The organism is Microcoleus sp. Pol12B5, assembly GCF_036701335.1.
In the GTDB taxonomy this organism is placed as follows: domain Bacteria; phylum Cyanobacteriota; class Cyanobacteriia; order Cyanobacteriales; family Microcoleaceae; genus Microcoleus.
Genome location: NZ_JAUBQQ010000008.1, coordinates 1 through 25,056, shown reverse-complemented (window position 1 = coordinate 25,056; position 25,056 = coordinate 1). Strand labels below are relative to the sequence as shown.

The window sequence follows — 25,056 nt, the reverse complement described above, 5'->3', positions numbered from 1 at the left end:
TTGGTTCACATCCATGCCCATTCATCCGCTCAACCGCCTAACCGCCAAATTTTTCAGCAAGCTTCCGCTGCGAACGGTTCTGATTGTTCCGTTAGTTTTGCAAACGGTAAGTGTAGTTGGGCTAGTGGGCTATCTTTCTTTCAAAAGTGGTCAGGAATCAGTTGAGGATGTAGCGCATCAGCTAATCGAACAAGTAGGAGAGCGAATTAGCGATCGCCTCACAGATAATGATGGACTCTCGGCAATCAATACCTTTCTGGCTAGGCTGCAATTCTCAGCTTCAGGACAAACTTTTATTATGGATCGATCGGGCAATCTGATTGCCACATCCACACTAGAAACACCCTTGGTGACGCCAACAAAAAAGCAATCGACGCCATTGCTAGCCACCAACAGCAAGGATGCCCGCACGCGAGATATTGCTCGACAACTTGCCAACCGATTTGGCAACTTCGGCGCACTGCAAACAACCCAGCGATTTACCTTGGCGAACAAGGGCGATAGGCAGTTTGTCCGTGTCACTCCTTATCGAGATTTCCGTGGTTTGGATTGGTTGATTGTGGTGGTGATGCCAGAGTCTGATTTCATGGCTCGCATTCAAGCAAATACGCGCCATACATTGTGGTTATTGATCGGTACACTGCCGCTGGCGATCGCGATCGGATTTTTGGCTTCCCGTTGGGTAACAAAGCCAATTATGCGTTTGAATACGGCAGCCAAAAATGTTGCCAAAGGAAAATGGGATCAACCTTTAGAAAATAAACGCTTGGATGAAGTCGGAGAACTCGCCAATTCCTTCAATTTTATGACAGTGCAACTGCAACAGGCTTTTGCAGACCAAAAATCTTTAAATGGAGCTTTAGCGCACAGAGAGAGCCAACTCAATCAATTTCTCGAAGCCATACCTACGGGAGTATCTATCCACGATACCTCCGGTAAAGTCGTGTACTTGAACGAAACTGCCAAGCATTGGCTCGGCGTAGCAACTATTCCAGATTCGACTTTAGAAGAAGCAGTAGAAGTTTATCAAATCTACCGCCAAAACCAGCCTTATCCCACTGAAGAGCTGCCCGCATTCCGAGCACTGCGTGGCGAAACGGTATTGCTTGAAGATGTAGAACTTTATCGAGATGGGAAATTTATTCCTTTTGAGGCGCGCGCCACACCAATTTTCGACGAAGGCGGAAACATTATTTATGCCATCACTGCTTTTTCTAACATCGCACAGCGCAAACAATCTGAAAAAATATTAACTGGCTACAATCGTACTTTAGAAGCCGAAGTAATCGAACGTACCGGCGTCTTAGCTCGTGCTAACGAACTCTTACAATCTGAAATTGCCGATCGCAAATTGCTCGAACAAAAACTTTACACTTCTACCGAGCAAATTGTAAAAATATTTGATTCTATCACAGACATTGTATTGATTTTTGAATGCGAACAAAAAACTATTCAAATTATACCCACCAAGGGGATTTTTCACTACAACTATCAGACGAATCAGATCGACTCCATCATCGAACATTTTTTTCATGAGGAAAGCCAGGAGATTTATTTCGCTCAAGTTCAACAGGCATTGGAAACCAAACAAACTATTAGTTTTGATTACAGTCTGCAGATTAATAACCAAGAAGTTTGGTTTGCTGCTAAAATTTCGCCTTTGTCGGATAGCTCTGCGGTTTGGGTAGCGCGCGACATTAGCGATCGCCAGTTGGCGGAATCCCGACTGCTGGAAGCCCAAAAAATTGCCCGTATTGGCAGTTGGGAATACGATATCGCCACAGCAACAACCACTTGGAGTGAAGAACTCTATCGCATTTATGAGCTCGATCCTACTCAAAAACCGCTGCCAACCGAACAATTAATCGAGCGTTTTCATCCAGAAGATCGATCGCGCTATCTGGCAATGGTGCGCGAGCAAGCTATATCGGGGCAAAGCTTTGAAATTGATCTCCGGCTGATCCGAAGAGATGACTCGCTCAATTACATTGAAGTTCGAGGGAAACCTGTTTATGATGAAAAAGGGCAGTTGATCCGTTTGCTGGGCACTGTCTTGGATATTAGCGATCGCAAACAAGCCGAGTCAGCTTTGCGAGAAAGCGCCCAGGGAGAACAAGCCATCGCCCGATCGATCGATCGCATCCGTCAATCCTTAGATATTGACACAATATTCAAAACCACAACCTCTGAACTGCGACAAACCCTAAAATGCGATCGTGTCGGTATCTATCGCTTTAATCCTGATTGGAGTGGGGAATTTGTTGCCGAATCAATGGCTGCCGGCTGGATATCTCTGATGCAACCTGACGATTTTAAGGTGCCAAACACTCTCGTCGAAGACTCTCGCTGTACCGTGAAAACTATGCAAGCCTCCGGTGAACCAGTGCTGGATACCTATCTACAAAGAAATCAAGGTGGTATGTATGCTAGAGGCGTTCCTTACCGCATAATTGAAGACATATACAGCGCTGGGTTGAGTCCTTGTTACCTAGAACTTTTAAAACAATTTCAAGCTAGAGCCTACGTTATTTTTCCCATATTTTGTGGCAGTCAACTTTGGGGTTTGCTCGCCAGCTATCAAAATTCTGGACCCCGCACTTGGCGCGAAGCAGAAATCAATATTGGGCTGCAAATTAGCACTCAACTGGGAGTTGCCTTACAACAAGCTCAATTGCTCGAAGCCACTCAACAGCAAGCAGTACAGCTTCAACAAGCCGCCTGGGCCGCAGAAGCCGCCAACCTTGCCAAAAGCACTTTCCTGGCAAATATGAGCCACGAACTCCGCACCCCGCTAAACGCAATTCTGGGGTTCTCGCAATTGATGCAGCGCTCTACCAACCTCACTCGCGAACAACAGGAAAATATTCGTATCATCAACCGCAGCGGAGAACACTTGCTAGCTCTGATCAATCAAATATTAGATTTAGCCAAAATAGAGGCGGGACGCATTACCCTCAACCCAACAGACTTTCAATTAAGCAGCCTATTGAACGATCTGGAAGAGATGTTTCAACTCCAGGCACGGGAGCAACAATTGCAGTTAATATTTGACTGCTCTAGCGAAACTCCCGAATACGTACAAACAGATCAAATGAAGTTACGTCAAGTTTTAATTAATCTGCTTTCTAATGCTATTAAGTTTACGAAACAAGGAGTAATTAGGTTAAGACTAAGTGCATTTATAGAGCGTGAAAATCAGGATTTACTAATTAGTAATTACCAATTACATTTTGAAATAGAAGACACAGGTGCCGGCATAGCTCCTGATGAGTTAGATAAGCTTTTTCAACCCTTTGTGCAAACCAAAACAGGAACCAAATCTCAGCAAGGAACAGGCTTGGGACTCGCTATCAGCCAACAGTTTATCAAGCTGATGGGCGGCCTGATTACTGTACGCAGTGAAGTAGGACGCGGCACCACCTTCGCGTTTGATATTCCCATCAGCGCCGTTGATGCCCCGGCGACTCAACCCGTACAGCCACCGCGTCGGGTGATAGCGCTGGAATGCAACCAGCCACGCTATCGTATTTTGATTGTGGACGATCGATCGGACAACCGCCAACTGCTGATCAAACTCCTCGCTGGCTTTAACTTTGAACTCGAAGAAGCCACCAATGGCATGGAAGCTATTGAAATGTGGTCGAGTTTTGAGCCACACTTAATTTTTATGGATATGTGGATGCCCGTGATGGATGGACATGAAGCGACCAAGCGCATTAAAGCCACCGTTAAAGGTCAAGCTACGGCAATTATTGCCGTGAGTGCCGGTAACGCTGAGGAAGCGCAAACCGTTACTGTATCAGATGATTGCGATGACTTTATCCACAAACCCTTTCGAGATACAGAAATTTTTGCCACCCTGCACAAGCATCTGGGAGTGCGTTACATTTACGGTGAACCGGAGAGTGTTCCCGAGTCAACTCAAATCGAGGCTCCGACTTCAGAGACTCTGGCAGCTTTACCCGCAGATTGGCTGGCAGCTTTAGAGAAAGCCACAATTGAGTGCGATTTAGAGTTAATTCTGATCCAAATTGAGCAAATTCGCGATCGTAATGACGCTTTAGCTAGCGCTTTAGCCGCCTTGGCTAACGAGTTTCAGTTCAATCAAATACTAGCTCTCATCCATCCCGAACCAAAATAATCAGGATATGAGATAGGTTTGTAATGAGTACCATCGTCCTCATAAAACGCGATCGGGCGATCGTACTCACTACAAACCTATAAAGGTTATTTTACCGAACTAGATATGAATTACGAACCAACTCCCGTCATAAAAGGGAATATTTTAATTGTTGATGATATTCCGGCTAATTTGCAACTTTTAGCTCAAATACTCTCACAGCAAGGGTACAAAACACGCACCGCCCCCGACGGGAAACTAGCGCTGCGGTCGATCGAGTTAACTCCTCCTGACTTGATTTTGCTCGACATCATGATGCCCGGTATGGACGGCTACAAAGTCTGCCAAGCATTGAAAGCTTCTCCCACAACCAAGGACATTCCGGTTATTTTTATCAGTGCTTTGAATGAAGTATTAGATAAAGTCAAAGCCTTTGAAGTTGGTGGTATAGATTATATCACAAAACCGTTTCACGAACAAGAAGTTCTCGCCCGCGTCTCAAATCAACTCGTGCAGCGCCAGTTATTCCAGCAAACACAATCCTACGCCCAGCAACTCGAACAAACCGTAACTGAACTCAAGAAAACTCAAGCTCAGTTAATACAGAAGGAAAAAATGGCTTCTTTAGGTCAGCTAGCGGCAGGAATTGCTCACGAAATCAACAATCCCGTCAGCTTTATCTACGGCAATATTGCTCTAGCGGCGGAGTATGCGCGAGATTTGCTTCGCCTCGTCGAATTGTACCGACATTACTACCCCCACCCCGTTGCAGAAATTATCGGCAAATTGAACGAGATTCAACCCGAATTCATCGCAGAGGACTATCCAAAACTGCTGAATTCGATGACAGAGGGTGCTTCTCGGATTAGCGAAATTGTGATGTCTTTGCGGAAATTCACCCGCCTTGGCGAACAAAAGTACAAGCCAGTGGATATTCATGAAGGCATTGACAATACTTTAGTTATTTTGCAGCACCGGCTGAAGGGAACAAACAAAGCTGGTGAGATAGAGGTCATTAAACACTACAGCCAACTGCCAAGAGTCACCTGTTACGCCAGTGAGTTAAATCAGGTGTTCATGAACTTGTTAACTAATGCTATTGATGCCCTGGAAACTCAACCTTCTCCCCGAAAAATTACCATCAGCACTTCAGTAAGTTGTGAGTCAGAATCTGCCCTGCACAATCAAGATTCCAAATTAGCCACTCACAACTATAAATCCGTTGTTATCCACATTGCCGATAACGGTTGTGGGATGAGTGAGGAAGTGCGCCACCAGATATTTGACCCATTTTTTACTACGAAGCCTGTAGGCCGCGGTATTGGATTAGGATTGGCAATCAGTCACGATATTGTAGTGGAAAAACATCGAGGTCACATCAGTTGTATTTCTGCTCCGGGCCGAGGAACCAAGTTAATTGTGCAGATTCCGATATCTGTTAAATTTTAATAAATTTCAACATTTTAAAATTTAAGTGACCCAGAGGATATATCAGATAGATTGTACGCGAGCATCTGTTTAAGGTAAAACCGATAGTCTGTCAGTCCGTCAGGGGTTGAAACCCCTGCCTCAAAGCGAAAGTCCTCGCTTCCGAGGACTGAATAATTTATTAGTCCTCTTTTAGAGGACTTTTGCTATTAGACAGGGAATTCATTCCCTGGCGGAGTGCCGGGTGAGCAGGAGGACTGTTTCATTCTCTTGCTACAGAATTTGATAGGAGTCCTCATTACAAACAGGGGCTGATTGTGGGGAATTGACCATAGAACGTATTTACTTTAAATCCAGCAATCCGCTAGTTTTCAGCTTGGGATTAAACCGGATTTCTTCAGTTACGCCGCGAGCTTTTAGCAGCGCGAAAATTTCATTTTCCACGCGCCGCGCGACATTTTTCAACAATTTATCTTTGGCAATTTCATCGGCGAAGATACCTTCATAATTTGCCGTTTCTTGGGCAGTCATTACAGTTTTGGTGTCGATGGGATCGTTCCACTTGGCAGCATCGGCACCGTTACCCTGGGGTTGGGAACCGTTTTCGGCAATCCAACTTGATCGGATGCTTTCTAGGATAGTGCGGCTGGGCTTGTCAATAGTTTGGACTTTCAGCCAGTAGCAATATTGGGTTTGGCGTACCAAATGCTGTTTGAGGCTGAGGTAAATGTCGCGAGAATAGCCGACAAATTGCAGGACTTTTTCGTTGTCAAAAATCGCGTAAACGCCGATTTTTCCCTGGACAAAATCTGGCAATTTTCCCTCGGAGTCTATGTAGGGAATGAATTCTAAGCTGGCGAGAGATTGAATGTCTTCTGTCATCCGATTTTAGATTTTAGATTTTAGATTTTAGATTAAACCACACATTAACCAGCCTTTACTTAACTCTTGAAAACTCGATAAATTGCACAGAGGCGGCTGGGTTTAAATATTTTGGCTTGGAACATGAAATTAGGGGGGACGTTGACGATCGCAAAATCGCTCGATTGATGATACTTTTCAAATTCCGTAGGCATTCCCTTCGGCGTATCGCTGCTGTAAGGGACTGGCTGAAACAGTAACTCGGCAAACTCAATGCGCGAGCATTGCAATTGTAGCGCTACTTGTTTGACAAAGCTTTCACCGATTAACAAACTGAACAGTGCAGTTTTAGCCTCTGGTTCGAGGACAAAACTGCTATCGTAGCTTTCAATAATCTTAAGACCCATTTTCTGTATACTCCTGACAGATGGCGGTTAACGGTTATTGGTTAACTGTTTTGAGCGATCGACTTATTTTGAATTTTACCTGACACTGACCGTTTTGAAGGCAGAAGGTCAATCGATTTTAGATTTTAGATTTTAGATTTTAGATTTTAGATTTTAGATTAAAGGATTGAAGCATTGACCCTACGGATAAATTCTGGGGGCAAGTTTCATCGGATACAGGTTTTTTCTTTCTCCACGGATGAATCCGGCTGCTTGTATCCTGGATGCTTTCGGTCAATGAAAATACCACAATCAGGAAATTTTGACAAAGAGGCCTGATTTATTTGCCGATCGCTTTTATCATGTCGGTATCGCCATCTATCCGACTACGACTAAAAGGCTATGCAGAAGATTGAAAAAGCATCATTCCCAGCTTCCAGAAGTGCCCCGAACCAGCCGGACTGGCTAGAATTGGTAGAATACGCCTCTGTTGCTGGTTCCGCTATTGGCACGATTGCTGCAGGATTGTCGGGCCAAATTGTCTACGCTGCCGCCCCTTTAACCGCAGCACTCTCGATAAATCTCGCCAATCGCCAGCGTTTCGAGCAACAAATGCAACAAAAGGCAAATTCTGCGATTACGGACGTACAGGCCGCAGTAGAACGTCGATCGCAGCAAGTTCAGATACTACCTGGAGAACCTGCGGAACTCTACACCGCTGTCTCCGACTTGCGGCAGAAACTCCAGGGCTTGGAATCCGGCGTCATCGCCGAAGTACAAGCTGCCGTAGCCTCCCTCGAACGCCAAGCCCAGGCGCTGCCGGCAGATTCTCAGGATTTCCACACGCAACTGTCCGATTTGCAGCAAAAACTCCGCATTTTGGAAAATAGTGCCCTGAGAGAGCATGATTGGGAAAATGTCAACGTCCGATTTTTATTGATGGGCGAACAGTTAACTGAAGTTAAAACTATTACGGCTCAGTTACAGGAGCGATTGAACGAAGTAGACTTGGATACAATCCAAGGTTCTCTCCAGCAATTGCAGGACTTGCTCGATCGACCCACAATAGACACAGGGATGCTGCAAACCGAGATTCAGCATTTGCAGCAGCAAGTGTCCGAGTTGCAGAGGCAAAATCAAGAAATTGTCAAGCCTTATTTACAGCGTCTGACTCGCGCCGTGAAAAAACTATCAGCAAATTAGTCTTACTTATTCGTTTTTCGTAGGGTGCTGCGCGGGCATCTTCCCGCATTCTTTCGTAGGGTGCGCCGGGCCGCGCACCTTACCAATTACCCATTAGCCGTTACTAAATTTTTCCCAAGCTTGCCAGAAAACATAAATCGATAACACTGCCAAGAGCGATCGAAAAGCTAAACTAACAATACGATCGGGCAATCTCGGCAAGAACCGCGTACTCACCTGCGCGCCCAACAAACCGCCACCCCCCAGAATTAACCCCACAACCCACAAAACATTCCCGCGCGCCGCGTGTCCCGCCGTCGCCGAAATTGCCGTGATGACGATGACGCCCAAGCTGGTTTGAATTGCCGTTTTAATGCTTTCTCCTAACAGCAAAATTTGCAGGGGAACCATAATTACGCCGCCGCCTACGCCAAACAAACCCGCTAATAAACCCGCCGCACTGCCGGTGGCAATTTTAGCAAAAGTTGGATGGAATAAAATATTTGAATTATGGGGTAATTCGTGATTGGTAATTGGTAATTGAGAATTTTCTCCTTGTCCCGCTTGTCCTCCCAGTTCCCCTTGTTCTACTTCCGCTTTCTTCTTAGCTGTCAGGTGCTTGCGAACTTCAATCAAATAAATATTCAGCCACAGCAACAACCCAAAAGTAAGTAACAGCAAGTAAGGCGGAAATATCCCCGCCAGATAAGCACCGATTTGTGCTGTAATGACGGCGGGAAATCCGATGCCTGCGACTTGACTCAAGTTGAGGTAGCCCATGCGCCAATTCTGGATGCTGCCAGAAATAGCTGTAATCACGATCGACAAACCGCTAGTAGCAACCGCTTCCACGGGAGCGTAATTGAGAGCCACCAACAAAGGTACGAGCACGGTACCGCCGCCGATACCCAAAAATCCAGCTAGAATTCCGGCAAAAATTCCCGCCGCACCCAACATCAATAATTCAGTGATAGTCATTAGTCATTAGTCATTAGTCATTAGTCAACAGTTAACAGTCAAATTTTAAGAATCATTAGTCGTGCCATCGGGCATAATTGCCCGCCTCAAGTCTGCATCGCGGAAGTTAGTTCGATTGAGATTAGCATCAATCAAAACCGCTTCCACCAAAATAGCCCCGCTAAAATTAGACCAGCACAGCTTTGCCCGGTACAAATTAGCACCGCTCAAATTAGCTCTTGCCAGGGTTGACCAACTCACATTAGCAACTCTCAAATTAGCATTGCTCAGATTAGCTTCGCTCAGATTAGCTCCAATCATCGTTACTTGGCGCAAGTCTGCACCAGTCAGGTTGGCCCCGCTCAGCATCGCCCCGCTGAGAATTGCCTGAGTCAGATTAGCTCTTTCTAAAAGCGACTCGCTGAGGATGGCATTTGTCAGGTTTACCGCTTTGAGAGTTGACCAACTTAAATTTGCTTTCATCAAATTAATGCGAATCATGCTAGCGTCGGTTAAGTTGGCCGCAAACAAATTCGCTTCGGTAAAGTTGGCTTCGGTCAAATTAGCTTCGGTCAAATTAGCCTTGGTCATGTTGACTTCTCTGGCCATTGAGCCGCGCAGGTTGGCTCCCATCAGGTTAGCCCCGCTGAGATTGGCACGGCTCAAATCGGTACCGATGAGATTTGCTTCGCTGAGGTTGGCTTCCGTCAAGTCCACCCCTGCCAATTTCACCTCGCGCAAGTTCGCTCCCGTCAGGTTAGCCCCTTTGAGGTTTGCGTCTTGGAAATTCGCTCTGGTAAAGTTAGCCTCGCTGAGGTTTACCCCTTTTAAGTCGGCCCCGGCGAGGTTAATTTCTCGAAAATTTCTTTCTCCGGCCGCATATTGCCTCAGAATTCGATCGGCCTCCATGTCATTCGCCTCGCAATTTTTTTTAAACGTTAGAGTGATGGGTGTTACCACATCATCCCAGATAACTACGGTATTCACTCTGCACGCTGTAGTATCTGTAGAATCTTTGCATTGCTTTCGGGACACTGCTGTGCCACTGCCTCTTAAAGGGCCTGACAAATTTCAACGCTTCTGAGAAAATTAAAAATAGCGTAAAACTCTCGGCACTGGGCCGTCAACAGCCAGCAGCAAAGAAAAACAGACAACTGACAAGTCAACAACAGACAACTGACAAAGGAAATTTTAAAATGCCTGAAAATTTGAGAAGCCAAGCTGTGACTGGGGGCGTGCAGCGCGCGCCCAACCGAGCAATGCTGCGGGCAGTCGGTTTTGGTGACGGCGATTTCACTAAGCCGATTGTGGGAATTGCCAACGGGTACAGCACGATTACGCCCTGCAATATGGGATTGAACGAGCTCGCTTTGCGGGCTATTGCGGGTGCAAGGGAAGCCGGCGCGATGCCGCAGATGTTCGGCACGATTACTATCAGCGACGGGATCTCGATGGGAACTGAAGGGATGAAATATTCTCTGGTGTCGAGAGATGTAATTGCTGATTCGATAGAAACTGTTTGCAACGGCCAAAGTATGGACGGTGTGCTGGCTGTCGGCGGCTGCGATAAAAATATGCCGGGGGCGATGATTGCGATCGCCCGCATGAACATTCCTGCTATTTTTGTTTACGGCGGCACGATCAAACCAGGACACCACAACGGACGAGATTTAACCGTTGTCAGCGCTTTTGAAGCAGTCGGTCAATTCAGCGCGGGCAAAATTGACGAAACAGAACTCAATGCAGTGGAACAACAAGCTTGTCCGGGTGCGGGTTCCTGCGGCGGAATGTTCACAGCAAATACGATGTCTAGCGCTTTTGAAGCGATGGGCATGAGTTTGCCTTATTCTTCGACAATGGCTGCTGAGGATGCCGAAAAAGCTGACAGCGCTGCCGAATCTGCAAAAGTTGTGGTGGAAGCTGTCCGCAAACAGTTGTTACCGAGCCAGATTTTGACACGAGCGGCCTTTGAAAATGCGATCGCGGTCATCATGGCAGTCGGCGGTTCAACCAATGCTGTGCTGCATTTATTAGCCATTTCAAATGCGATCGGAGTGGAGTTGTCCCTCGACGATTTTGAAACTATTAGAGCGAAAGTGCCCGTGCTGTGCGACCTCAAACCCAGCGGCAAATATGTAGCAACCGATTTGCACAAAGCTGGTGGCATTCCTCAAGTAATGAAAATGCTGCTAGAAAAGGGTTTGCTGCACGGAGACGCGCTGACAATTACCGGCCAAACTGTTGCTGAAGTGTTGGCAGATATTCCAGCCGAACCCCGCACCGACCAAGATGTCATCCGCCCTTGGAACAACCCGCTTTACGCCCAAGGACATTTAGCAATTCTCAGAGGAAATCTGGCAACAGAAGGAGCCGTTGCTAAAATTACTGGCGTTAAAAAACCGCAAATTACCGGCCCGGCGCGGGTATTTGAATCTGAAGAAAATTGTTTGGATGCAATTTTAGCGGGCAAAATTCAAGCCGGCGATGTGATTATCATCCGCTACGAAGGGCCCAAAGGCGGGCCGGGAATGCGCGAAATGTTAGCACCAACTTCGGCAATTATTGGCGCAGGTTTGGGCGATTCCGTAGGATTAATTACTGACGGCCGCTTCTCTGGCGGAACTTACGGCATGGTTGTCGGTCACGTTGCACCCGAAGCGCAAGTTGGCGGGACAATTGCTTTGGTAAAAGAGGGCGATTCGATTACAATTGATGCTCAAAATCGCTTGTTGCAGCTCAATGTTTCTGATGCCGAATTGGAGCAGCGCCGGGCTCTTTGGCAGCCTCCTAAACCTCGCTATACTAAGGGCGTTTTGGCTAAATATGCTAAGTTGGTTTCTTCTAGCAGTCTTGGTGCTGTGACTGATTTGGGTTTGGGTTAAAGTAGGAAATTTTGTAACCGCAGATGAAGGCAGATAAACGCAGATGAACGCAGATAAAATCCTATCTGCGTTCATCTGTGTCCATCCGCTGATATCTGCGGTTACAAAATCCCAAATTAAGGGCGCTGATTCAAAAAGCGGCCTGCCATCGACATGGCGTCAGTAATATCTACGTCGCCGTCTCCATCTGCATCTAAAAACGTATTTAAAACGGGATTTCCGCCCTGGGCAGGATTTTGGGCGTTGCCGCCGGTTTGTAGCAAATTCAGTATGAGCGGCACCAAAACAGGTATCATCGCCTGCACTGTGGCGTTATTCAAACCGGTTCTGTGGGCGATATCGTTCACTATCTGCGTCAGTTGGCCGACTCCGAACAAACTCTGTACCGCTTGCGGATTGGGATTTGTGCCGCTAAATTGGTTGACAAGTTGTTGAGCTTGTGCGTCTCCTGACTGCGATCGCACGTCTTGTAATGCCGATCGCACGTATCCGCCCAAAACCGACATCGCCAACTGAGTCGTACCCGCATTGACGCCCTGGTTGCCGCTCAACTGCTCTACCGCACCGAGAATGTTGCCCAACTGATTGGGGCTTGCTTGTTGGTTGGGATTGTCGATCGCGCTCAAAATTTGGTCAAATAGTCCCATAATTTTCGCTCCGTACAGTTGTTTCTCAACTTTAAATTATAGCAACTCCTGTTTTTCACGATTACTAAAAATAGTTGGGATTTGGGTATTGTCACTCATTTAATGGGGTAGCGACAGCCAGTTAGTAAGCAATCTCATACCATTTTAGATTTTAGATTTTAGATTTTAGATGGGGAATGAATTCTGACATCAGATTGCGGAGCGTGCTTGCAGTTGCATTCTTTTTTGAAACAGGGATTAAAACGAATAATTTTTAAGTTTTTACAGCTCCTCTCTTTTCGGGCTTGGTTGGCGCGTTCCCGTTGCCTAGGGAATTATATTCACGAGCAACTGGAGGTTGTAAGAGCGTATTTTGCCTTAAATCCTCATGCTTAATCGGCAGGGCGATCGAAAATTCCGTCCCCGTTCCCACCTCAGACCAAAAGTTAATTGTCCCCCCATGTTTCTTAACGATAATTTCGCGACCGATTGCCAATCCCAAACCAGTACCTACACCTCTCGGTTTAGTCGTAAAGAATGTTTCAAACATTTTTTCTTGGCTCTCTGGTGCTATTCCCGTACCGTTATCAGAAATTCGCACTACCACTGAGTCGTCGTCCAAGTATTCTGTAGCAATCACAATCCTCGGCGAAAAACTCGGTGCTTCCTGGAGTGACTCCGAAGCCGATTGTTTTTTCGCCTCGGCTGAGCTGGACTTCTCACTTTTTGCTTTCTCTTCCACAGCATCTAGTGCATTGTTGAGAAGATTCACAAATACCTGGTAAAGCAAACCCATATAGCCTTCCACAGTCGGAATATTCCCGTAATTTCGCACCACTTCAATGCCCTGTTTGATGCGGCTGTTGAGAATCAGCAAACTGCTGTCTATGCAGGCGTGCAAATCGACGGGATGAGGGGCTGCCTCATCGAGGCGAGAAAAATCTTTCAAACTTAAGATAATAGCTTTGGCTCTTTCAGCGCCTACTTGCATTGAGTCAAATATTTTGATCAAATCTTCTTTGAGAAAATCTATGTCTATTTCTTCGCCTTTGGCGATCACAGAAGCAGGGGGGTTGGAAATTTCTGTTTCGTAAGTTTTGAGCAAGTCTAAAATATCTTCAACATAATTTCTTGCAGGAGCGATATTGGCATAGATAAAATTGATTGGGTTGTTAACTTCGTGAGCAACACCGGCTAACATCCGCCCCAAAGTTGCCATTTTCTCATTTTGAAGTATCTGGCTTTCTTGTTCAGATTTCAATTCTTTGAGCAACTGATTTACTTTCTGAATCAGTTGATTCAGCGAAGTTGCTAATACTCCTACTTCATCGGTGCTGGTAACTGGTACTTGCAACTGAAAATTAGATTCTTTAGTCACTCGCTGAGCGATTTTAGTTACAGCGGCGAGGGGTTGGGCGATCGCCAGACTGGTGAAGCCCGCCAGCACTGCTGCAACGATGATTGACAGTGCCATGCTACCCAAAATTATTTGCACCCGCAGCGTCTGGGCTCGCAGCAGATCCTCCCGCCCTGCATCTTCTTGCTCTTGGGCGCGATCGATAATTTCTGCTATATCATTGACCGCCCTATCTAGTTCCAACCCTATTTTATCTCGATCTAAATTCGACAGCAACTTACGTTTTACAAGTTGTTTAGCGGGGTTAGTTGGCAATACAATGATTTTTTTATTAACTGTTTCTATTCGAGCAAGATAATTAGACAATAGCGAATTGCAAGTTTTTTTGAAGTTTTCTATGCCTTCTATATCTTCCATGTATTTAGAGTTTTTGACTTCAGACAATAACACCTTCAAGTTGTAAATATTGTTTTGTAGTTGTTCGTATTTATTGTCAAAAGTTCTGGGCTGTTCTAGCCCGTAAATAAGCCATTCTTGGCTATTTTTAGTTCGCAGTAAAGCCACCTGTAACTTATTTAAAAGCTGAGTTTCTCGATCGATGTGTACTTGATTGTTAGTTCTGCGATAGTAATGAGTGCCCACCAACATCCCGATAGTCGTTCCTCCAATCGCAACACAAAGAGCCAGTGCGTACCCACTGCTGATTTTGTCGCGAATACTAAGGTTGCCCAAGGAATGGGCTATGTGAGCGAAATAATTGGGCTTGAGTGGCTGGCTCTCTTTGATGTGATGATCGCAAGAGGTAGAGAGTTCTTGTGAAGGCTGATTTAGATGTTTGAGCTGCATAGATGCTAACCTGTGAATAATTCACGCACTGACAATTCAGTCTAACTTAACTCGCGGCTAATTTGAGAGTACCGCATTGATATTTTATGTGATAATTTTTGTAAATTAAGATGCTCTTACGTTGCCTAAGAAACCCGGTTTTTCGTTTCCGCTTTTGGAGCTTCCAGGAGGCACTTACCTTAAGAAATAGGGTTTCTGGATACTTCATGCGATATTTTATTCTTAATAAAAAAGTATGGCTCGACTCGCGATCGAATAAATCACCGAATAAATAAGTAGGTAAACGCAAATAAACCAGCCTGCAGTTGCGGCGGGCGATAAACTGTAGGTGAGTTATCGTGCAAGCTACAATTGCAGCAAGAGCGCGATCGCACTTGTCCGTCCTGCTGGCGCTCAAACTCCGAAAACCGCGCCTGCTGGACAAGCAGAATCGCGATTGGCGGGCTCGCACAGTACGATCCTCTTCGTTGGCGTAGCCCCCGTAGGGACGGGCTTTCCTTCGGATCGCTTCGCTAACGCTAACGGGCGCTTCGCCATTTTAGATTTTAGATTTTAGATTTGCAATGACTGATGACGATCGGGGTAATGTAAAAATCAAAGCATAACCCTTTTATTTGTCGCTTTCCTCATGCCTTTGCCGCGCCTGTTAACCTTAATTGCTGCTTTCTGCCTCACCCTGGGGCTGATTATTGGGCTGGTGAGTTCCTTAACAGGGCTTTACAGTCAAGTTGCGTGGTCTGCTTCTCCGCTGCTGGCTAATTTGCTGATTTTCCTGATAATTGTACTTTTGGGAACCCTAATTTTTGCGCTGGTTTACTATTTTAGGCTGCTGCAACGCCCCCAGAAAGTTAAGGGAAAACGGCCGATTACTCCGAAGATTCCTGTTGTGAAAAGTGAAGCAGCTTCGGAAAATCTCAAAGCAATTCGGCAACAAGTCGATCGCATTCAAGATGAAGTAGCGCGGCAAGCTTTGCTGTTGAGAGCTCGCGAAATTGAAGCTAGCATGGCTCGTGGCAGCGTTCGAGTAGTTGTTTTCGGCACCGGTTCTGCGGGCAAAACTTCCGCTGTCAATGCGTTGGTGGGGCGGATGGCGGGACAGGTGGGCGCGCCGATGGGAACTACCGAAGTTGGGGAAACTTACACTCTGAAATTGAAAGGAATCGATCGAGAATTAGCAATTACCGATACCCCAGGCATCTTGGAAGCGGGAGTTGCGGGGACTTACAGAGAGGAATTGGCGAGGCAGTTGGCGGCGAGGGCAGATTTGATCTTATTTGTTTTGGACGGCGATTTGCGAAAATCCGAGTACGAACCGCTGCGGACTTTGGCGGAAATTGGCAAAAGGTCGATCGTGGTTTTTAATAAAGTTGACCTTTATCCCGACACCGACAGAGATGAAATTCTCGATCGACTGCGGCAGCGTGTTAAAGGTTTTGTATCAGCAATGGATGTAGTCGCGATTAGCGCCAATCCGCAAAAAGTTGTACTAGAAGACGGCACAATTTTTCAGCCATACCCGGATATTATGCCATTAATTCGGCGCGTCGCTGCGATTTTGCGAGCTGAAGGCGAAGACTTAATTGCGGACAATATTTTGCTGCAATCTCAGCACTTGGGAGACCAAGCGCGCAAGTTAATTGACGCTCAAAGAAGGCGGCAAGCTGATAAAGCAGTAGAGCGATTTCAGTGGATCGGAGCCGGAGTAATTGCTGTCACGCCTTTGCCAGTTGTGGATTTGTTAGCGACAGCAGCAGTTAACGCTCAAATGGTAGTAGAAATTGCTAAGATTTACGGCTGCGAATTAAATATCGATCGCGCGAAAGAACTGGCATTGTCTCTAGCAAAAACCCTAGCAAGTTTGGGAATAGTTGAAGGCGTAATTCAAGTAGTGTCTAGGGCGCTGCAGTTAAGCGTGGCCGGGTTTGTACTGGGCAAAGCAATTCAAGCAGTCAGTGCCGCTTATTTAACCAGAATTGCCGGTAAAAGTTTTATTGAATATTTCCGCCATGACCAAGATTGGGGCGATGGTGGCATCACCGAAGTTGTGCAAAGGCAGTTTCAGTTAAATCGGAAAGACGAGTTTGTCAAAGCATTTGTCAAAGATGCGATCGCCCGCGTTGTCGAACCTCTGAACATCTATCAGCAAGAATCGGAACCAGAATTAGAAATGTCAGCGGAATTGGAACCAGAAATAGAACCAGAATCTTTGTATCAGGCGCCGCAACAAGACGATTGGGAAACTTACAGCAACAAACGCAACGATGAGTGGTAACTGGGAATGGGGAATGGGGAATGGGGAATGGGGAATTTGGAATTGTCAACTGTCAACTGTCAACTGTCAACTGTCAACTGACAACTCACAACTGACTAATAACTAATTTCGCCCCACCAACAAATAAACGATCATTTCTCCTTTACCTTTAATCTCAACAGCACCGCGCTTTTTAAACAAAAATTTATCTTTTAAACGATCGTAAACCGCAGCAGTCACCTGAATTTCCCCCGGAATACCGCTTGATTCCATCCGCTGAGCAACATTTACTGTATCCCCCCACAAATCGTAACTAAATTTAGTTAAACCAATGACTCCCGCCACCACCCCACCAATATTTATCCCAATGCGGAGACTAAAGTTGTGATTGTTTTGGACATTGAAGCTAGCGACAGCAGCTTGCATATCCAGCGCCATTTGGGCAATAGCAAAAGCGTGATTTTCCTGCGGATCGGGCAAACCGCCGACTACCATGTAAGCGTCACCCATAGTTTTGATTTTCTCCAAACCGTGCCGTAACGATAACTCGTCAAATAGACTAAAAATTTGATTCAGAACTTTCACCGTTTCTGCCGCACTTTTTTGAGAGGCAAAATTCGTAAATCCCACCAAATCTGCGAATAAAATGCTGACCTCCGAAAAGCTGTCAGCAATTATGCTTTGTCCCTCCTGCAAGCGATCTGCAATCGGTTTCGGCAAAATATTTAATAGCAATTCTTCAATTTTTTCTTTCTGAGACTTGGTTTTTTCCAACAGCAAGCGCGTTTCCATTTCTGCCTGTTCCCGATAGGCGATTTCCTGCTGCAACATCAGATTTTTATCCCTCAGTTGCAACTCTAGTTCCCGCAGCCGCAATTGATTTTCTACCCTAGCTACCACCTCTACGGTTTGAAAAGGTTTAGTAATGTAGTCCGCCCCGCCAGCATTAAAGGCTTTCACCTTCTCAGAAGCTTGTACCACAGCACTCAGAAAAATAATGGGAATGCCACGAGTGCTAGCGTTCGCTTTCAAGCGACTGCAAACTTCATAGCCATCCATATCGGGCATCATAATATCGAGCAAGATCAAGTCAGGCTGAGCCAAATCCACAGCATCGAGTGCCTCTTGACCGCTAGATGCAGCTTCTACTTTATAGCCTTTCCTGGATAATATCAGCTCCATTAACAATAAATTGTTAAGACTGTCATCCACAATTAAAATACTGCCCCTTAATTTTTCTGAAGATAATTGATTCATCGGCTTGCTACGGGCTTAGTTAAACTTAAAATTTGTTTAAATTTATAAATTACGCACAGGTGCGTCCAAACCTATTTTTTTTCACGGAAAGACGCATGGCCGAAGGCAAGCAAGAGGAAAAAAAACAGGTTTGTGAGGGCATGATTGCCTCCTCAAGTCAAATTTATTATACTAATTTGTCAAAACAGCGAAAGCTAGGGCTAAAATTTTATATTTCGGATAAATTCGATCGACCTGGGCGTCGATTGATTGACTGGCGAATTGATTCACTGCTTGCTGCGGGTTTGGAAACCAAAAATATCTCACAAGCCCCACCGCTGCAATTTGCACTACAAAAGACTAAGGAGACTACCCGAACACTTTGCAGGGGTAATTTTCCCGAAGTTCTGACGCGGAGCTGGATTCAAAAGTACGATCGACATCGTGGGCGGTAAGAAATGGGCGTGATCTTTTTATCTGATGCTCCCTGAGTCTGCGGTGTCGCATTATATTAAGAAATATAACAATAATTTTACACATGGGGGAGACTCCGGGGGCGGGATCAAGTCAAACCATCCGAGCGAGCGGATCGAACACAACTTTGATAAGATTTAAGATTGACAACAAAATTTGCTATTGTGCGTCCGGGTAAAAACAATGAGCGATCGACCAATTATTCTCGGTATTGTCGGAGACAGCGCAGCGGGCAAAACCACCCTGACGCGGGGAATTGCCCAAGTATTGGGGCCAGAAAATGTCACTGTGATTTGCACTGACGACTATCATCGCTACGACAGAAAGCAGCGGGCAGAAATCGGAATCACAGCATTGCATCCCGACTGCAATTATCTCGATATCATGCAGCAGCACCTCAGCCTGCTGCGTACCGGACAAGCAATTCTCAAACCCATCTACAACCACACCACAGGTACATTCGACCCACCGGAATACATCAAGCCCAGCAAATTTGTAATAGTTGAAGGTTTGCTGGGTTACGCAACCCGAACCATCCGCGATTCTTACGACGTAAAAGTGTATCTTGCTCCTCCCGAAGAGTTGCGAACTCAGTGGAAAGTTAAGCGCGATATTATGAAGCGCGGTTATACTGAAGAACAGGTGCTTGCAGAAATAAAAAAACGGGAACCTGACTCTGAAGACTTCATTCGTCCTCAGCGCAAATCGGCCGACGTTGTAGTTAGTTTTTACCCGCCCGAAGCGGAAAATGAATCGAATTTGAGCGTCCGTTTAGTTCTCAGACCGACAATTCCTCACCCTGATTTTACTGAAATTTTAGGTCGAGGCAGCGAGAGTTTTAAACCTGCAATTCGCTTGGGACTCGATCGGGATATGGGCAAACCAGTTGACGTTTTGGAAGTAGACTCCCACGCTACCAGCGAGCAAGTAAACGAACTGGAAATGATGTTGTGTAGCGAGTTGCCACACCTGCGGGGATTTTGCTCCGCCCAAGGCAACCCGGAAATTGGCAAACTGATCGGCACAACTGGCGAAGTTTTGCAAAGTTACCCGCTAGCTTTGACGCAGTTGCTAGTTGCATATCACATGATGAAAGCAATTCATGTGTATTAGTTAGTTGGCAGTTGGCAGTTGTTAGTTGGCAGTTGTTGGTTGGCAGTTGTTGGTTGTTGGTTGTTATTGCAAGGATTAATAACTAATAACCAATAACCAATAACTAATGTAGTCGCAAAGTCGGGTTAGCAGTGCCTAATTGCTGAAGTGGCATGGAGACTGGCAACTGACTTTGAGGTGCAGGGAGCATTTCGCCTCGGAAGTCGAGGATGGTGACAAGCAGCAGATAGGCAACTGCTAAAATTATAGAAATCACTCCAGTGATAATAGCAACAAGTTTTGAACGATCCATATTCAGCAAATTTTAACTACAGCTAATATTAGTTTAACATTAAAAATATCAACATTATTACTTAACTTATGCAATAGAATATAATCAGGTGCTAGTTATTTCTCTGACCAAAATGGAACCTCTTGTAGATGCGCCAAATCCCATCGAGATGCCCAGAGCTACCCCAGTGGTGGAAACATTTAATCTGGGGAAGTTCTACCGTACCGGCTTCTGGATGAATGAAAAAATTGAATCGCTCAAAAATTGCACTCTGACTGTCTCTGAGGGGGAAACTTTTGGGTTGTTAGGGCAAAATGGAGCGGGGAAAACTACGCTGTTGAAAACTTTGCTGGGTATAGTGCGCCCCACTTCTGGGCGGGCGCTGCTGTTGGGGAGGCCTTTGGGCGATCGCGCTGTGAAGCAGCGAGTCGGCTACTTGCCAGAAAATCCCTATTTTTACGATTATCTCACGGGCTGGGAATTCTTGCAATTTGCGGCGGGCTTGTTTGAAATTCCCCCTTCGATTCAGCGACAGCGAATTCCGAATTTGCTAGACTTAGTTGGACTATCTCAATCGGCGGCAATTAAAAAACAGTTGCGCCACTATTCTAAGGGAATGCTGCAACGGATCGGCATGGCTCAAGCTTTGATTAACAATCCAGATGTGGTATTTTTGGATGAGCCGATGTCTGGTTTAGATCCGATGGGACGCTATCAGATGCGGGAGATAATTTTATCGCTGAAAAATCAAGGAAAAACGATTTTTTTTAATTCGCATATATTGTCTGATGTGGAGAAGATTTGCGATCGAGTGGCAATTTTGGCCAGAGGTGAATTAATCTGCATTGGTGCGATCGACGAAATCCTAGGTAATACTGAAACTTACCGGGTTGAAGGTAGGGGCGGTCACTTGAATATCCTGAAAAAATGGATACCGGATATGGAAGTGGATAATGATTTGTGGTACGGTCATTTGCAGGGCGATCCGAAGGAGTTTCTTTCTAGTCTGAGTGGTACGGGAGGGCAGCTAATTGGGATGAATTTGGCTAAGCCTAGTTTGGAAGAGTTTTTTATGCAGCAACTGCAAGAAAGAGGGATTTATTCTAGTGGTTGAAGTCCATAAAATCGGCGGCTGAAACTGAAACCGGACGGTTGAAACCGCAGCTACACAAATGAAGTCCGCCTTCGCGGACTAAGAAAACGGGCAAGATGCCCGTTCCACAAAAGATCAAGTTTCTTGTGGGGTGGGCATCTTGCCCGCCTCTTAAAGGCTAATGTTTTTGACTTCCGTTAACAATGGCAACGGTAGATTTGCACATACTAACTCTGTACAATTCCACTGCCGCAAATACTCATAGACTTCAGAAATAATCGCATTTGCTGCATCTAAATCTCCTGCTTGAGAAGCATGATAGTGCGCTCTGATTAGGGGCTTAATATCCTCGATATCTTGCCATTCCGATTTAGGTTTGAGGGGAAGGCTAATATAATAACTATAGGCTTGGCTGTGGGCGGTACGGAGATTTTCAGGGTTTTGACTTAGCAGGTACTCGCCCTTTTCTCGGACTAGGGGATGCAAGTGATAGGATTTGAGGTGGCGATCGTAATATAGCAATTGTCGGCGCTTGAGGGCCTGAATAATACTTTCTTTGAGTTCATACTTGCTAACTTATGGCATTTGAGCGCTAATCCCTGAAAAAGATAGCGGATATTCTGAAGTTTAATAGACAGAAATTCGGCTGAGACAAGTTTGATCGCCGTCGCTGAGACGGGCTATCATTTCATCGATCGCTCTTTCAATATCTCGAATCAGCAACCAGTCTCTCTGGTGCATAAAAATCCCGACATTTCCCTGAAACTCGGTATCATCTCGAATCAAGGCTGCGACGAGTTGTAAGGCTTTGGGATGTCCTGAATAGCGATCGCACATTTCGGCTAATTCCTCTGGATTTGCAGTCAGATTAAAAAATTGCAATAGGGCAACTGCCGCATCTCGATCCAATCCGTTTAGCTGGATTTCGCGGGTGACTGTTGACGGCAATTTGCCTAAGCTTTCGCGGCTGGTGAAAATAATTTTGCTTTGATGTTCTGTTTCTAATAGTTGTTTGAATAACCAAGCATATTCTGCACAATCGTCGGCGAAATAATCCGCCGCTTTTGCCTCTCCTGCTTTCAAAAGTGTGTCGGCGCAATCGAATACGAGCAAGCAAGGTTTTTCTCTGAGGATTTTCAGCAGATTTTCGGTTTTTTTGCCACAGTCATTTTGAGCGTTGACGGCTGCGGTAATGTCGCCGTTGGAGAGGGTCAATAAGTAGTTAAACAAATTTAATTACACAAAGAAGTAATATGATATAATAAAAATATCAAGTTGTGATTAAAGTCAGTGAAGGAGTCGCCCCCTCCACTGCTCTCCAAAACGGAACGTGATAGTTTCCCATCATTCCGCTCCTCAATAAAACGGCTGTTGTCATCAGTACGTCATTACCAACATATCATTTTCCCAAACCCAAAGGCTTGGTTCCACTGGTGGCTTAGGTTTAGCACTTTTGCAGCTAGATTTGTTACCGAGACTGCCATCATTGGCAGTCTTTGTGTCGTGGCAGTGTCGATGGAGTAGTTGCCAATTATCATACAATTCCCTTCCACCTTTCGATTTGGGGATGATGTGGTCAACCTCTATCGAATCTCCATCTTTGAAGTAGTTATCGCAGTGAGTGCATTTCCCTTTTTGTCGCTTGAGAAGTTTAACCACTCTTACGGGTATTTCGGGGTGTACTCCCATTCTTGAACTCCAATATATCCAGTCCCCGTCATAGGGTGATGCCATCCCTTTTACTTTTACATAGCGTTTTATTTCAGTGGAACTATGTTGTATTAGCGCATAAGGGTTATTACCCTCTCTGGTTGCGAACACCCAGTTATCACCTTCTACGGTTTTGAAATATTTAAGGCGTATCCACCCTCTGCCTTTATTCCTATGACGATGGCGACCCCATTTCAGGAGCTTCCAAACCACTAAGTGCCACAGCCTTTCAAATACTTTCTGACTGACGACTGTTGAAAAGTAATTACACCAACCCCTTATGATGGGATTGAGTTTTTTGATTAAAGCCGCTTGGTTTAACCCACGCGATTTGTTTATTACTTCTGCAACTTTTCTGTAGTGTCTCTTCTGACTTTCCTTGCTAGGGGTGATAATAGTTTTAAAACCTAATAACCCGACTTTACTCTTTTTTCCTGAATTGTGTTTTCCAACAGGGAATTGTCTGATGTTGAATCCTAGAAAGTTAAATCCGGGTTCTTCATCCTCTAATCTGTTCAGGGTGTGAGCTAATCTTGTTTTACTTGGTTTTAATTCTAACCCAATGCCACTTAACCACTTCTCTATCTCTAACTTACACAGTTTGACGACTTCTAAATCCTCATGAAGGACTACAAAATCGTCTGCGTATCTTATCAATGAAATCGATTTCAGCTTATCTCTTACACCCAATTGAGTGTTGTCGGGTCGCTTCATGTCGAATTTTGGGGCTAAACCCCTAATCAATTCCTCAATCCCATGTAAGGCGACATTAGCGAGTAGAGGTGAAATCACCCCACCCTGTGGTGTACCTTCATCAGTTGGGAACAGCTTGTTTCCATCCATAACACCAGCTTTTAACCAAGCTCGGATTTGTCTCCGTAGGGTAGGACAAGTATTCAGTTTCTTGAGAAGTGCATCGTGATTAATGCGGTCGAAGCACTTAGCAATGTCGGCATCTAGCACATATTTGGCTTTATACCTAATTGCGTTAAATATTGCTCCTACTGCATCGTGACATGAGCGCCCAGGTCTAAACCCGTATGAGTTGGGTTCAAATCGCGCTTCCCATTCTGGCTCTAACACCAGTTTGACTAACGCTTGCAAAGCTCGGTCTTCCATTGTCGGTATTCCTAAAGGTCTTTCCTCATCTGTCCCAGGTTTGGGTATCCAAACTCGGCGTGTTGGTTTAACCTTAGAACCCAGTCTAATTTTATTTATCAAGGCGAAACGTTGCTTTGGGGTTAGCGATTTTACGCCGTCCACACCTGCCGTCTTCTTGCCTTGATTGTCCTGAGTTACCCGACGAACCGCTAATGCTTTTGCTGCCCAAGAACTTATCAAAAGTTTCTGGAGTCTGCGTACTAGCTTGACATCACCACGATTAGACGCTTGATATATCCGTTTTTGCAACTTGAAGACGTTACGCTCTAGCTTTCGCCAGTTAATATCGCTCCATTCATACATCGGTTTTATTGCCGTGTTCATGACATTTACATTGCTACTTGTAGCTATATCATCCGTATTACCGTGAGTCCGTTAGCATATCCTTCACTATTACAGTGAGGCGTTGGCTTCTGACTCAATCTATACCACCTGTTACCTGGAAACCCAGATGTTTCGTCTTAGCTGACTGCTCGAAGTATTCGACCTCTCCGAGAGTAATCAGGTGGGTTACTTCGTTCCTCATGACCATTGGTATGTTCCGTTAGGATGTCACCTCTTCACCGAGTTTTTTAGGTAACGTAGGTATGTCGATTGAAATCCTCATACCACCTTTTACTAATGCCCTTTTGGGACTTCCAGCGCACAGAGCCTTATTTCGCTGGTTCGCCGTAACGGTGATTCAGGCAGTGACTTCGCTTTCGCTATCCGTGGGAACTTGCTCACGGGATACCACTTTTAGGCTAGTAGCTCTTTTCCGCTTTTATCTCCGCTTCACCGATTGATGGCTAGTCTCTACAGTGGGAGATATGCTTTCACCTCTACGTCTGAGGGGCAGGACTTACCGTTTTCTAGGATACTAACGCTCACCTGCAAGGTCATGAAGTTGTCATCTACAAGGGATTAAAGTGCGAACTCAATCCTGATGGATTACCCTGTAGAAGCCAGTCATCCCCCGATTTCGCGGTTTCGACTGAACGAATCGCACTTCAAAGAGGTTTTATATGTTTTTACTTCGAGATATTAATCCACTTTCGTTGAAATTGCTAAACCGAATTTATCGCGAAAGCAGACATCATCAAGTGCGGCAAAGAGCACATTT

20 protein-coding genes are annotated in these 25,056 nt (G+C 45.5%); 9 read left to right on the top strand and 11 right to left on the bottom strand.

Features of this window, described 5'->3' with window-relative positions; all coding sequences use genetic code 11:
• Positions 1-13: 13 nt before the first annotated feature.
• Together QUA24_RS06695 and QUA24_RS06690 are read left to right on the top strand one after the other, a co-directional pair.
• Complete coding sequence (locus QUA24_RS06695) at positions 14-4,141, top strand: ATP-binding protein (protein WP_333228250.1); 4,128 nt, start codon at positions 14-16, stop codon at positions 4,139-4,141.
• Positions 4,142-4,246: 105 nt separating this feature from the next.
• Positions 4,247-5,569 carry a response regulator gene (locus QUA24_RS06690; RefSeq protein ID WP_333228248.1) on the top strand — a complete coding sequence of 441 codons (1,323 nt, stop codon included), beginning with the start codon at positions 4,247-4,249 and terminating at the stop codon, positions 5,567-5,569.
• A gap of 321 nt (positions 5,570-5,890) precedes the next feature.
• Here QUA24_RS06690 and QUA24_RS06685 read toward each other — a convergent pair whose 3' ends face one another.
• Both QUA24_RS06685 and QUA24_RS06680 read right to left on the bottom strand, forming a co-directional pair.
• On the bottom strand, positions 5,891-6,430 hold the full coding sequence (locus QUA24_RS06685; protein ID WP_333228247.1) for a GIY-YIG nuclease family protein: 540 nt from the start codon (positions 6,428-6,430) through the stop codon (positions 5,891-5,893).
• Between the two features lie 59 nt (positions 6,431-6,489).
• Positions 6,490-6,816, bottom strand: coding sequence for a hypothetical protein (locus tag QUA24_RS06680; protein ID WP_333228245.1), 327 nt, complete (start codon positions 6,814-6,816; stop codon positions 6,490-6,492).
• Positions 6,817-7,197: 381 nt separating this feature from the next.
• Here QUA24_RS06680 and QUA24_RS06675 point away from each other — a divergent pair, with 381 nt between their 5' ends.
• The gene (locus tag QUA24_RS06675) at positions 7,198-7,998 is read left to right on the top strand and encodes a hypothetical protein (protein ID WP_333228243.1); all 801 of its coding nucleotides are present in this window, start codon (positions 7,198-7,200) and stop codon (positions 7,996-7,998) included.
• A gap of 93 nt (positions 7,999-8,091) precedes the next feature.
• Here the strand turns inward: QUA24_RS06675 and QUA24_RS06670 are convergent, their stop codons facing one another.
• Together QUA24_RS06670 and QUA24_RS06665 are read right to left on the bottom strand one after the other, a co-directional pair.
• Positions 8,092-8,955, bottom strand: a complete 864-nt coding sequence (locus QUA24_RS06670; protein ID WP_333228241.1) for a sulfite exporter TauE/SafE family protein — start codon at positions 8,953-8,955, stop codon at positions 8,092-8,094.
• A gap of 45 nt (positions 8,956-9,000) precedes the next feature.
• Positions 9,001-9,843, bottom strand: coding sequence for a pentapeptide repeat-containing protein (locus QUA24_RS06665; RefSeq protein ID WP_333228423.1), 843 nt, complete (start codon positions 9,841-9,843; stop codon positions 9,001-9,003).
• Between the two features lie 287 nt (positions 9,844-10,130).
• Between QUA24_RS06665 and ilvD the strand changes: the two genes are divergently transcribed.
• Entirely contained in the window at positions 10,131-11,816 is a 1,686-nt protein-coding gene (ilvD, locus tag QUA24_RS06660; protein WP_333228239.1) for a dihydroxy-acid dehydratase, read from the top strand.
• Between the two features lie 116 nt (positions 11,817-11,932).
• Here the strand turns inward: ilvD and QUA24_RS06655 are convergent, their stop codons facing one another.
• Both QUA24_RS06655 and QUA24_RS06650 read right to left on the bottom strand, forming a co-directional pair.
• Positions 11,933-12,463, bottom strand: coding sequence for a hypothetical protein (locus QUA24_RS06655; protein ID WP_333228238.1), 531 nt, complete (start codon positions 12,461-12,463; stop codon positions 11,933-11,935).
• A gap of 253 nt (positions 12,464-12,716) precedes the next feature.
• Positions 12,717-14,645 carry an ATP-binding protein gene (locus tag QUA24_RS06650; protein ID WP_333228236.1) on the bottom strand — a complete coding sequence of 643 codons (1,929 nt, stop codon included), beginning with the start codon at positions 14,643-14,645 and terminating at the stop codon, positions 12,717-12,719.
• A gap of 328 nt (positions 14,646-14,973) precedes the next feature.
• Between QUA24_RS06650 and QUA24_RS06645 the strand changes: the two genes are divergently transcribed.
• Both QUA24_RS06645 and QUA24_RS06640 read left to right on the top strand, forming a co-directional pair.
• Positions 14,974-15,201 carry a hypothetical protein gene (locus QUA24_RS06645; RefSeq protein ID WP_333228234.1) on the top strand — a complete coding sequence of 76 codons (228 nt, stop codon included), beginning with the start codon at positions 14,974-14,976 and terminating at the stop codon, positions 15,199-15,201.
• 72 nt (positions 15,202-15,273) lie between these two features.
• Entirely contained in the window at positions 15,274-16,917 is a 1,644-nt protein-coding gene (locus QUA24_RS06640; RefSeq protein WP_333228232.1) for a GTP-binding protein, read from the top strand.
• Positions 16,918-17,019: 102 nt separating this feature from the next.
• Here QUA24_RS06640 and QUA24_RS06635 read toward each other — a convergent pair whose 3' ends face one another.
• A complete protein-coding gene (locus QUA24_RS06635) occupies positions 17,020-18,153 on the bottom strand; it encodes an adenylate/guanylate cyclase domain-containing protein (RefSeq protein WP_333228230.1) in 1,134 nt (377 codons plus the stop codon).
• 95 nt (positions 18,154-18,248) lie between these two features.
• Between QUA24_RS06635 and QUA24_RS06630 the strand changes: the two genes are divergently transcribed.
• Together QUA24_RS06630 and QUA24_RS06625 are read left to right on the top strand one after the other, a co-directional pair.
• Positions 18,249-18,587: a hypothetical protein gene (locus QUA24_RS06630; protein ID WP_333228228.1), complete on the top strand. Its 339-nt coding sequence runs from the start codon at positions 18,249-18,251 to the stop codon at positions 18,585-18,587.
• Between the two features lie 202 nt (positions 18,588-18,789).
• On the top strand, positions 18,790-19,719 hold the full coding sequence (locus tag QUA24_RS06625; RefSeq protein ID WP_333227394.1) for a phosphoribulokinase: 930 nt from the start codon (positions 18,790-18,792) through the stop codon (positions 19,717-19,719).
• Between the two features lie 103 nt (positions 19,720-19,822).
• Here the strand turns inward: QUA24_RS06625 and QUA24_RS06620 are convergent, their stop codons facing one another.
• Positions 19,823-20,011, bottom strand: coding sequence for a hypothetical protein (locus tag QUA24_RS06620; RefSeq protein ID WP_333228226.1), 189 nt, complete (start codon positions 20,009-20,011; stop codon positions 19,823-19,825).
• Positions 20,012-20,123: 112 nt separating this feature from the next.
• Here QUA24_RS06620 and QUA24_RS06615 point away from each other — a divergent pair, with 112 nt between their 5' ends.
• Positions 20,124-21,104, top strand: coding sequence for an ABC transporter ATP-binding protein (locus QUA24_RS06615; protein ID WP_333228421.1), 981 nt, complete (start codon positions 20,124-20,126; stop codon positions 21,102-21,104).
• Between the two features lie 150 nt (positions 21,105-21,254).
• Here QUA24_RS06615 and QUA24_RS06610 read toward each other — a convergent pair whose 3' ends face one another.
• The 3 genes from QUA24_RS06610 to ltrA form a co-directional block, all read right to left on the bottom strand.
• Complete coding sequence (locus tag QUA24_RS06610; protein WP_333228224.1) at positions 21,255-21,605, bottom strand: hypothetical protein; 351 nt, start codon at positions 21,603-21,605, stop codon at positions 21,255-21,257.
• A gap of 105 nt (positions 21,606-21,710) precedes the next feature.
• Positions 21,711-22,313, bottom strand: a complete 603-nt coding sequence (locus tag QUA24_RS06605) for a hypothetical protein (protein ID WP_333228223.1) — start codon at positions 22,311-22,313, stop codon at positions 21,711-21,713.
• Between the two features lie 147 nt (positions 22,314-22,460).
• A complete protein-coding gene (gene ltrA / locus QUA24_RS06600) occupies positions 22,461-24,278 on the bottom strand; it encodes a group II intron reverse transcriptase/maturase (protein ID WP_333228221.1) in 1,818 nt (605 codons plus the stop codon).
• Positions 24,279-25,056 lie beyond the last annotated feature (778 nt).

Coding starts and splice junctions, on each gene's coding strand:
- QUA24_RS06695 (WP_333228250.1), top strand. CDS start 14: ATGCCCATTCATCCGCTCAACCGCCTAACCGCCAAATTTTTCAGCAAG.
- QUA24_RS06690 (WP_333228248.1), top strand. CDS start 4,247: ATGAATTACGAACCAACTCCCGTCATAAAAGGGAATATTTTAATTGTT.
- QUA24_RS06685 (WP_333228247.1), bottom strand. CDS start 6,430: ATGACAGAAGACATTCAATCTCTCGCCAGCTTAGAATTCATTCCCTAC.
- QUA24_RS06680 (WP_333228245.1), bottom strand. CDS start 6,816: ATGGGTCTTAAGATTATTGAAAGCTACGATAGCAGTTTTGTCCTCGAA.
- QUA24_RS06675 (WP_333228243.1), top strand. CDS start 7,198: ATGCAGAAGATTGAAAAAGCATCATTCCCAGCTTCCAGAAGTGCCCCG.
- QUA24_RS06670 (WP_333228241.1), bottom strand. CDS start 8,955: ATGACTATCACTGAATTATTGATGTTGGGTGCGGCGGGAATTTTTGCC.
- QUA24_RS06665 (WP_333228423.1), bottom strand. CDS start 9,843: ATGGAGGCCGATCGAATTCTGAGGCAATATGCGGCCGGAGAAAGAAAT.
- ilvD (WP_333228239.1), top strand. CDS start 10,131: ATGCCTGAAAATTTGAGAAGCCAAGCTGTGACTGGGGGCGTGCAGCGC.
- QUA24_RS06655 (WP_333228238.1), bottom strand. CDS start 12,463: ATGGGACTATTTGACCAAATTTTGAGCGCGATCGACAATCCCAACCAA.
- QUA24_RS06650 (WP_333228236.1), bottom strand. CDS start 14,645: ATGCAGCTCAAACATCTAAATCAGCCTTCACAAGAACTCTCTACCTCT.
- QUA24_RS06640 (WP_333228232.1), top strand. CDS start 15,274: ATGCCTTTGCCGCGCCTGTTAACCTTAATTGCTGCTTTCTGCCTCACC.
- QUA24_RS06635 (WP_333228230.1), bottom strand. CDS start 18,153: ATGAATCAATTATCTTCAGAAAAATTAAGGGGCAGTATTTTAATTGTG.
- QUA24_RS06630 (WP_333228228.1), top strand. CDS start 18,249: ATGGCCGAAGGCAAGCAAGAGGAAAAAAAACAGGTTTGTGAGGGCATG.
- QUA24_RS06625 (WP_333227394.1), top strand. CDS start 18,790: ATGAGCGATCGACCAATTATTCTCGGTATTGTCGGAGACAGCGCAGCG.
- QUA24_RS06620 (WP_333228226.1), bottom strand. CDS start 20,011: ATGGATCGTTCAAAACTTGTTGCTATTATCACTGGAGTGATTTCTATA.
- QUA24_RS06615 (WP_333228421.1), top strand. CDS start 20,124: ATGGAACCTCTTGTAGATGCGCCAAATCCCATCGAGATGCCCAGAGCT.
- ltrA (WP_333228221.1), bottom strand. CDS start 24,278: ATGAACACGGCAATAAAACCGATGTATGAATGGAGCGATATTAACTGG.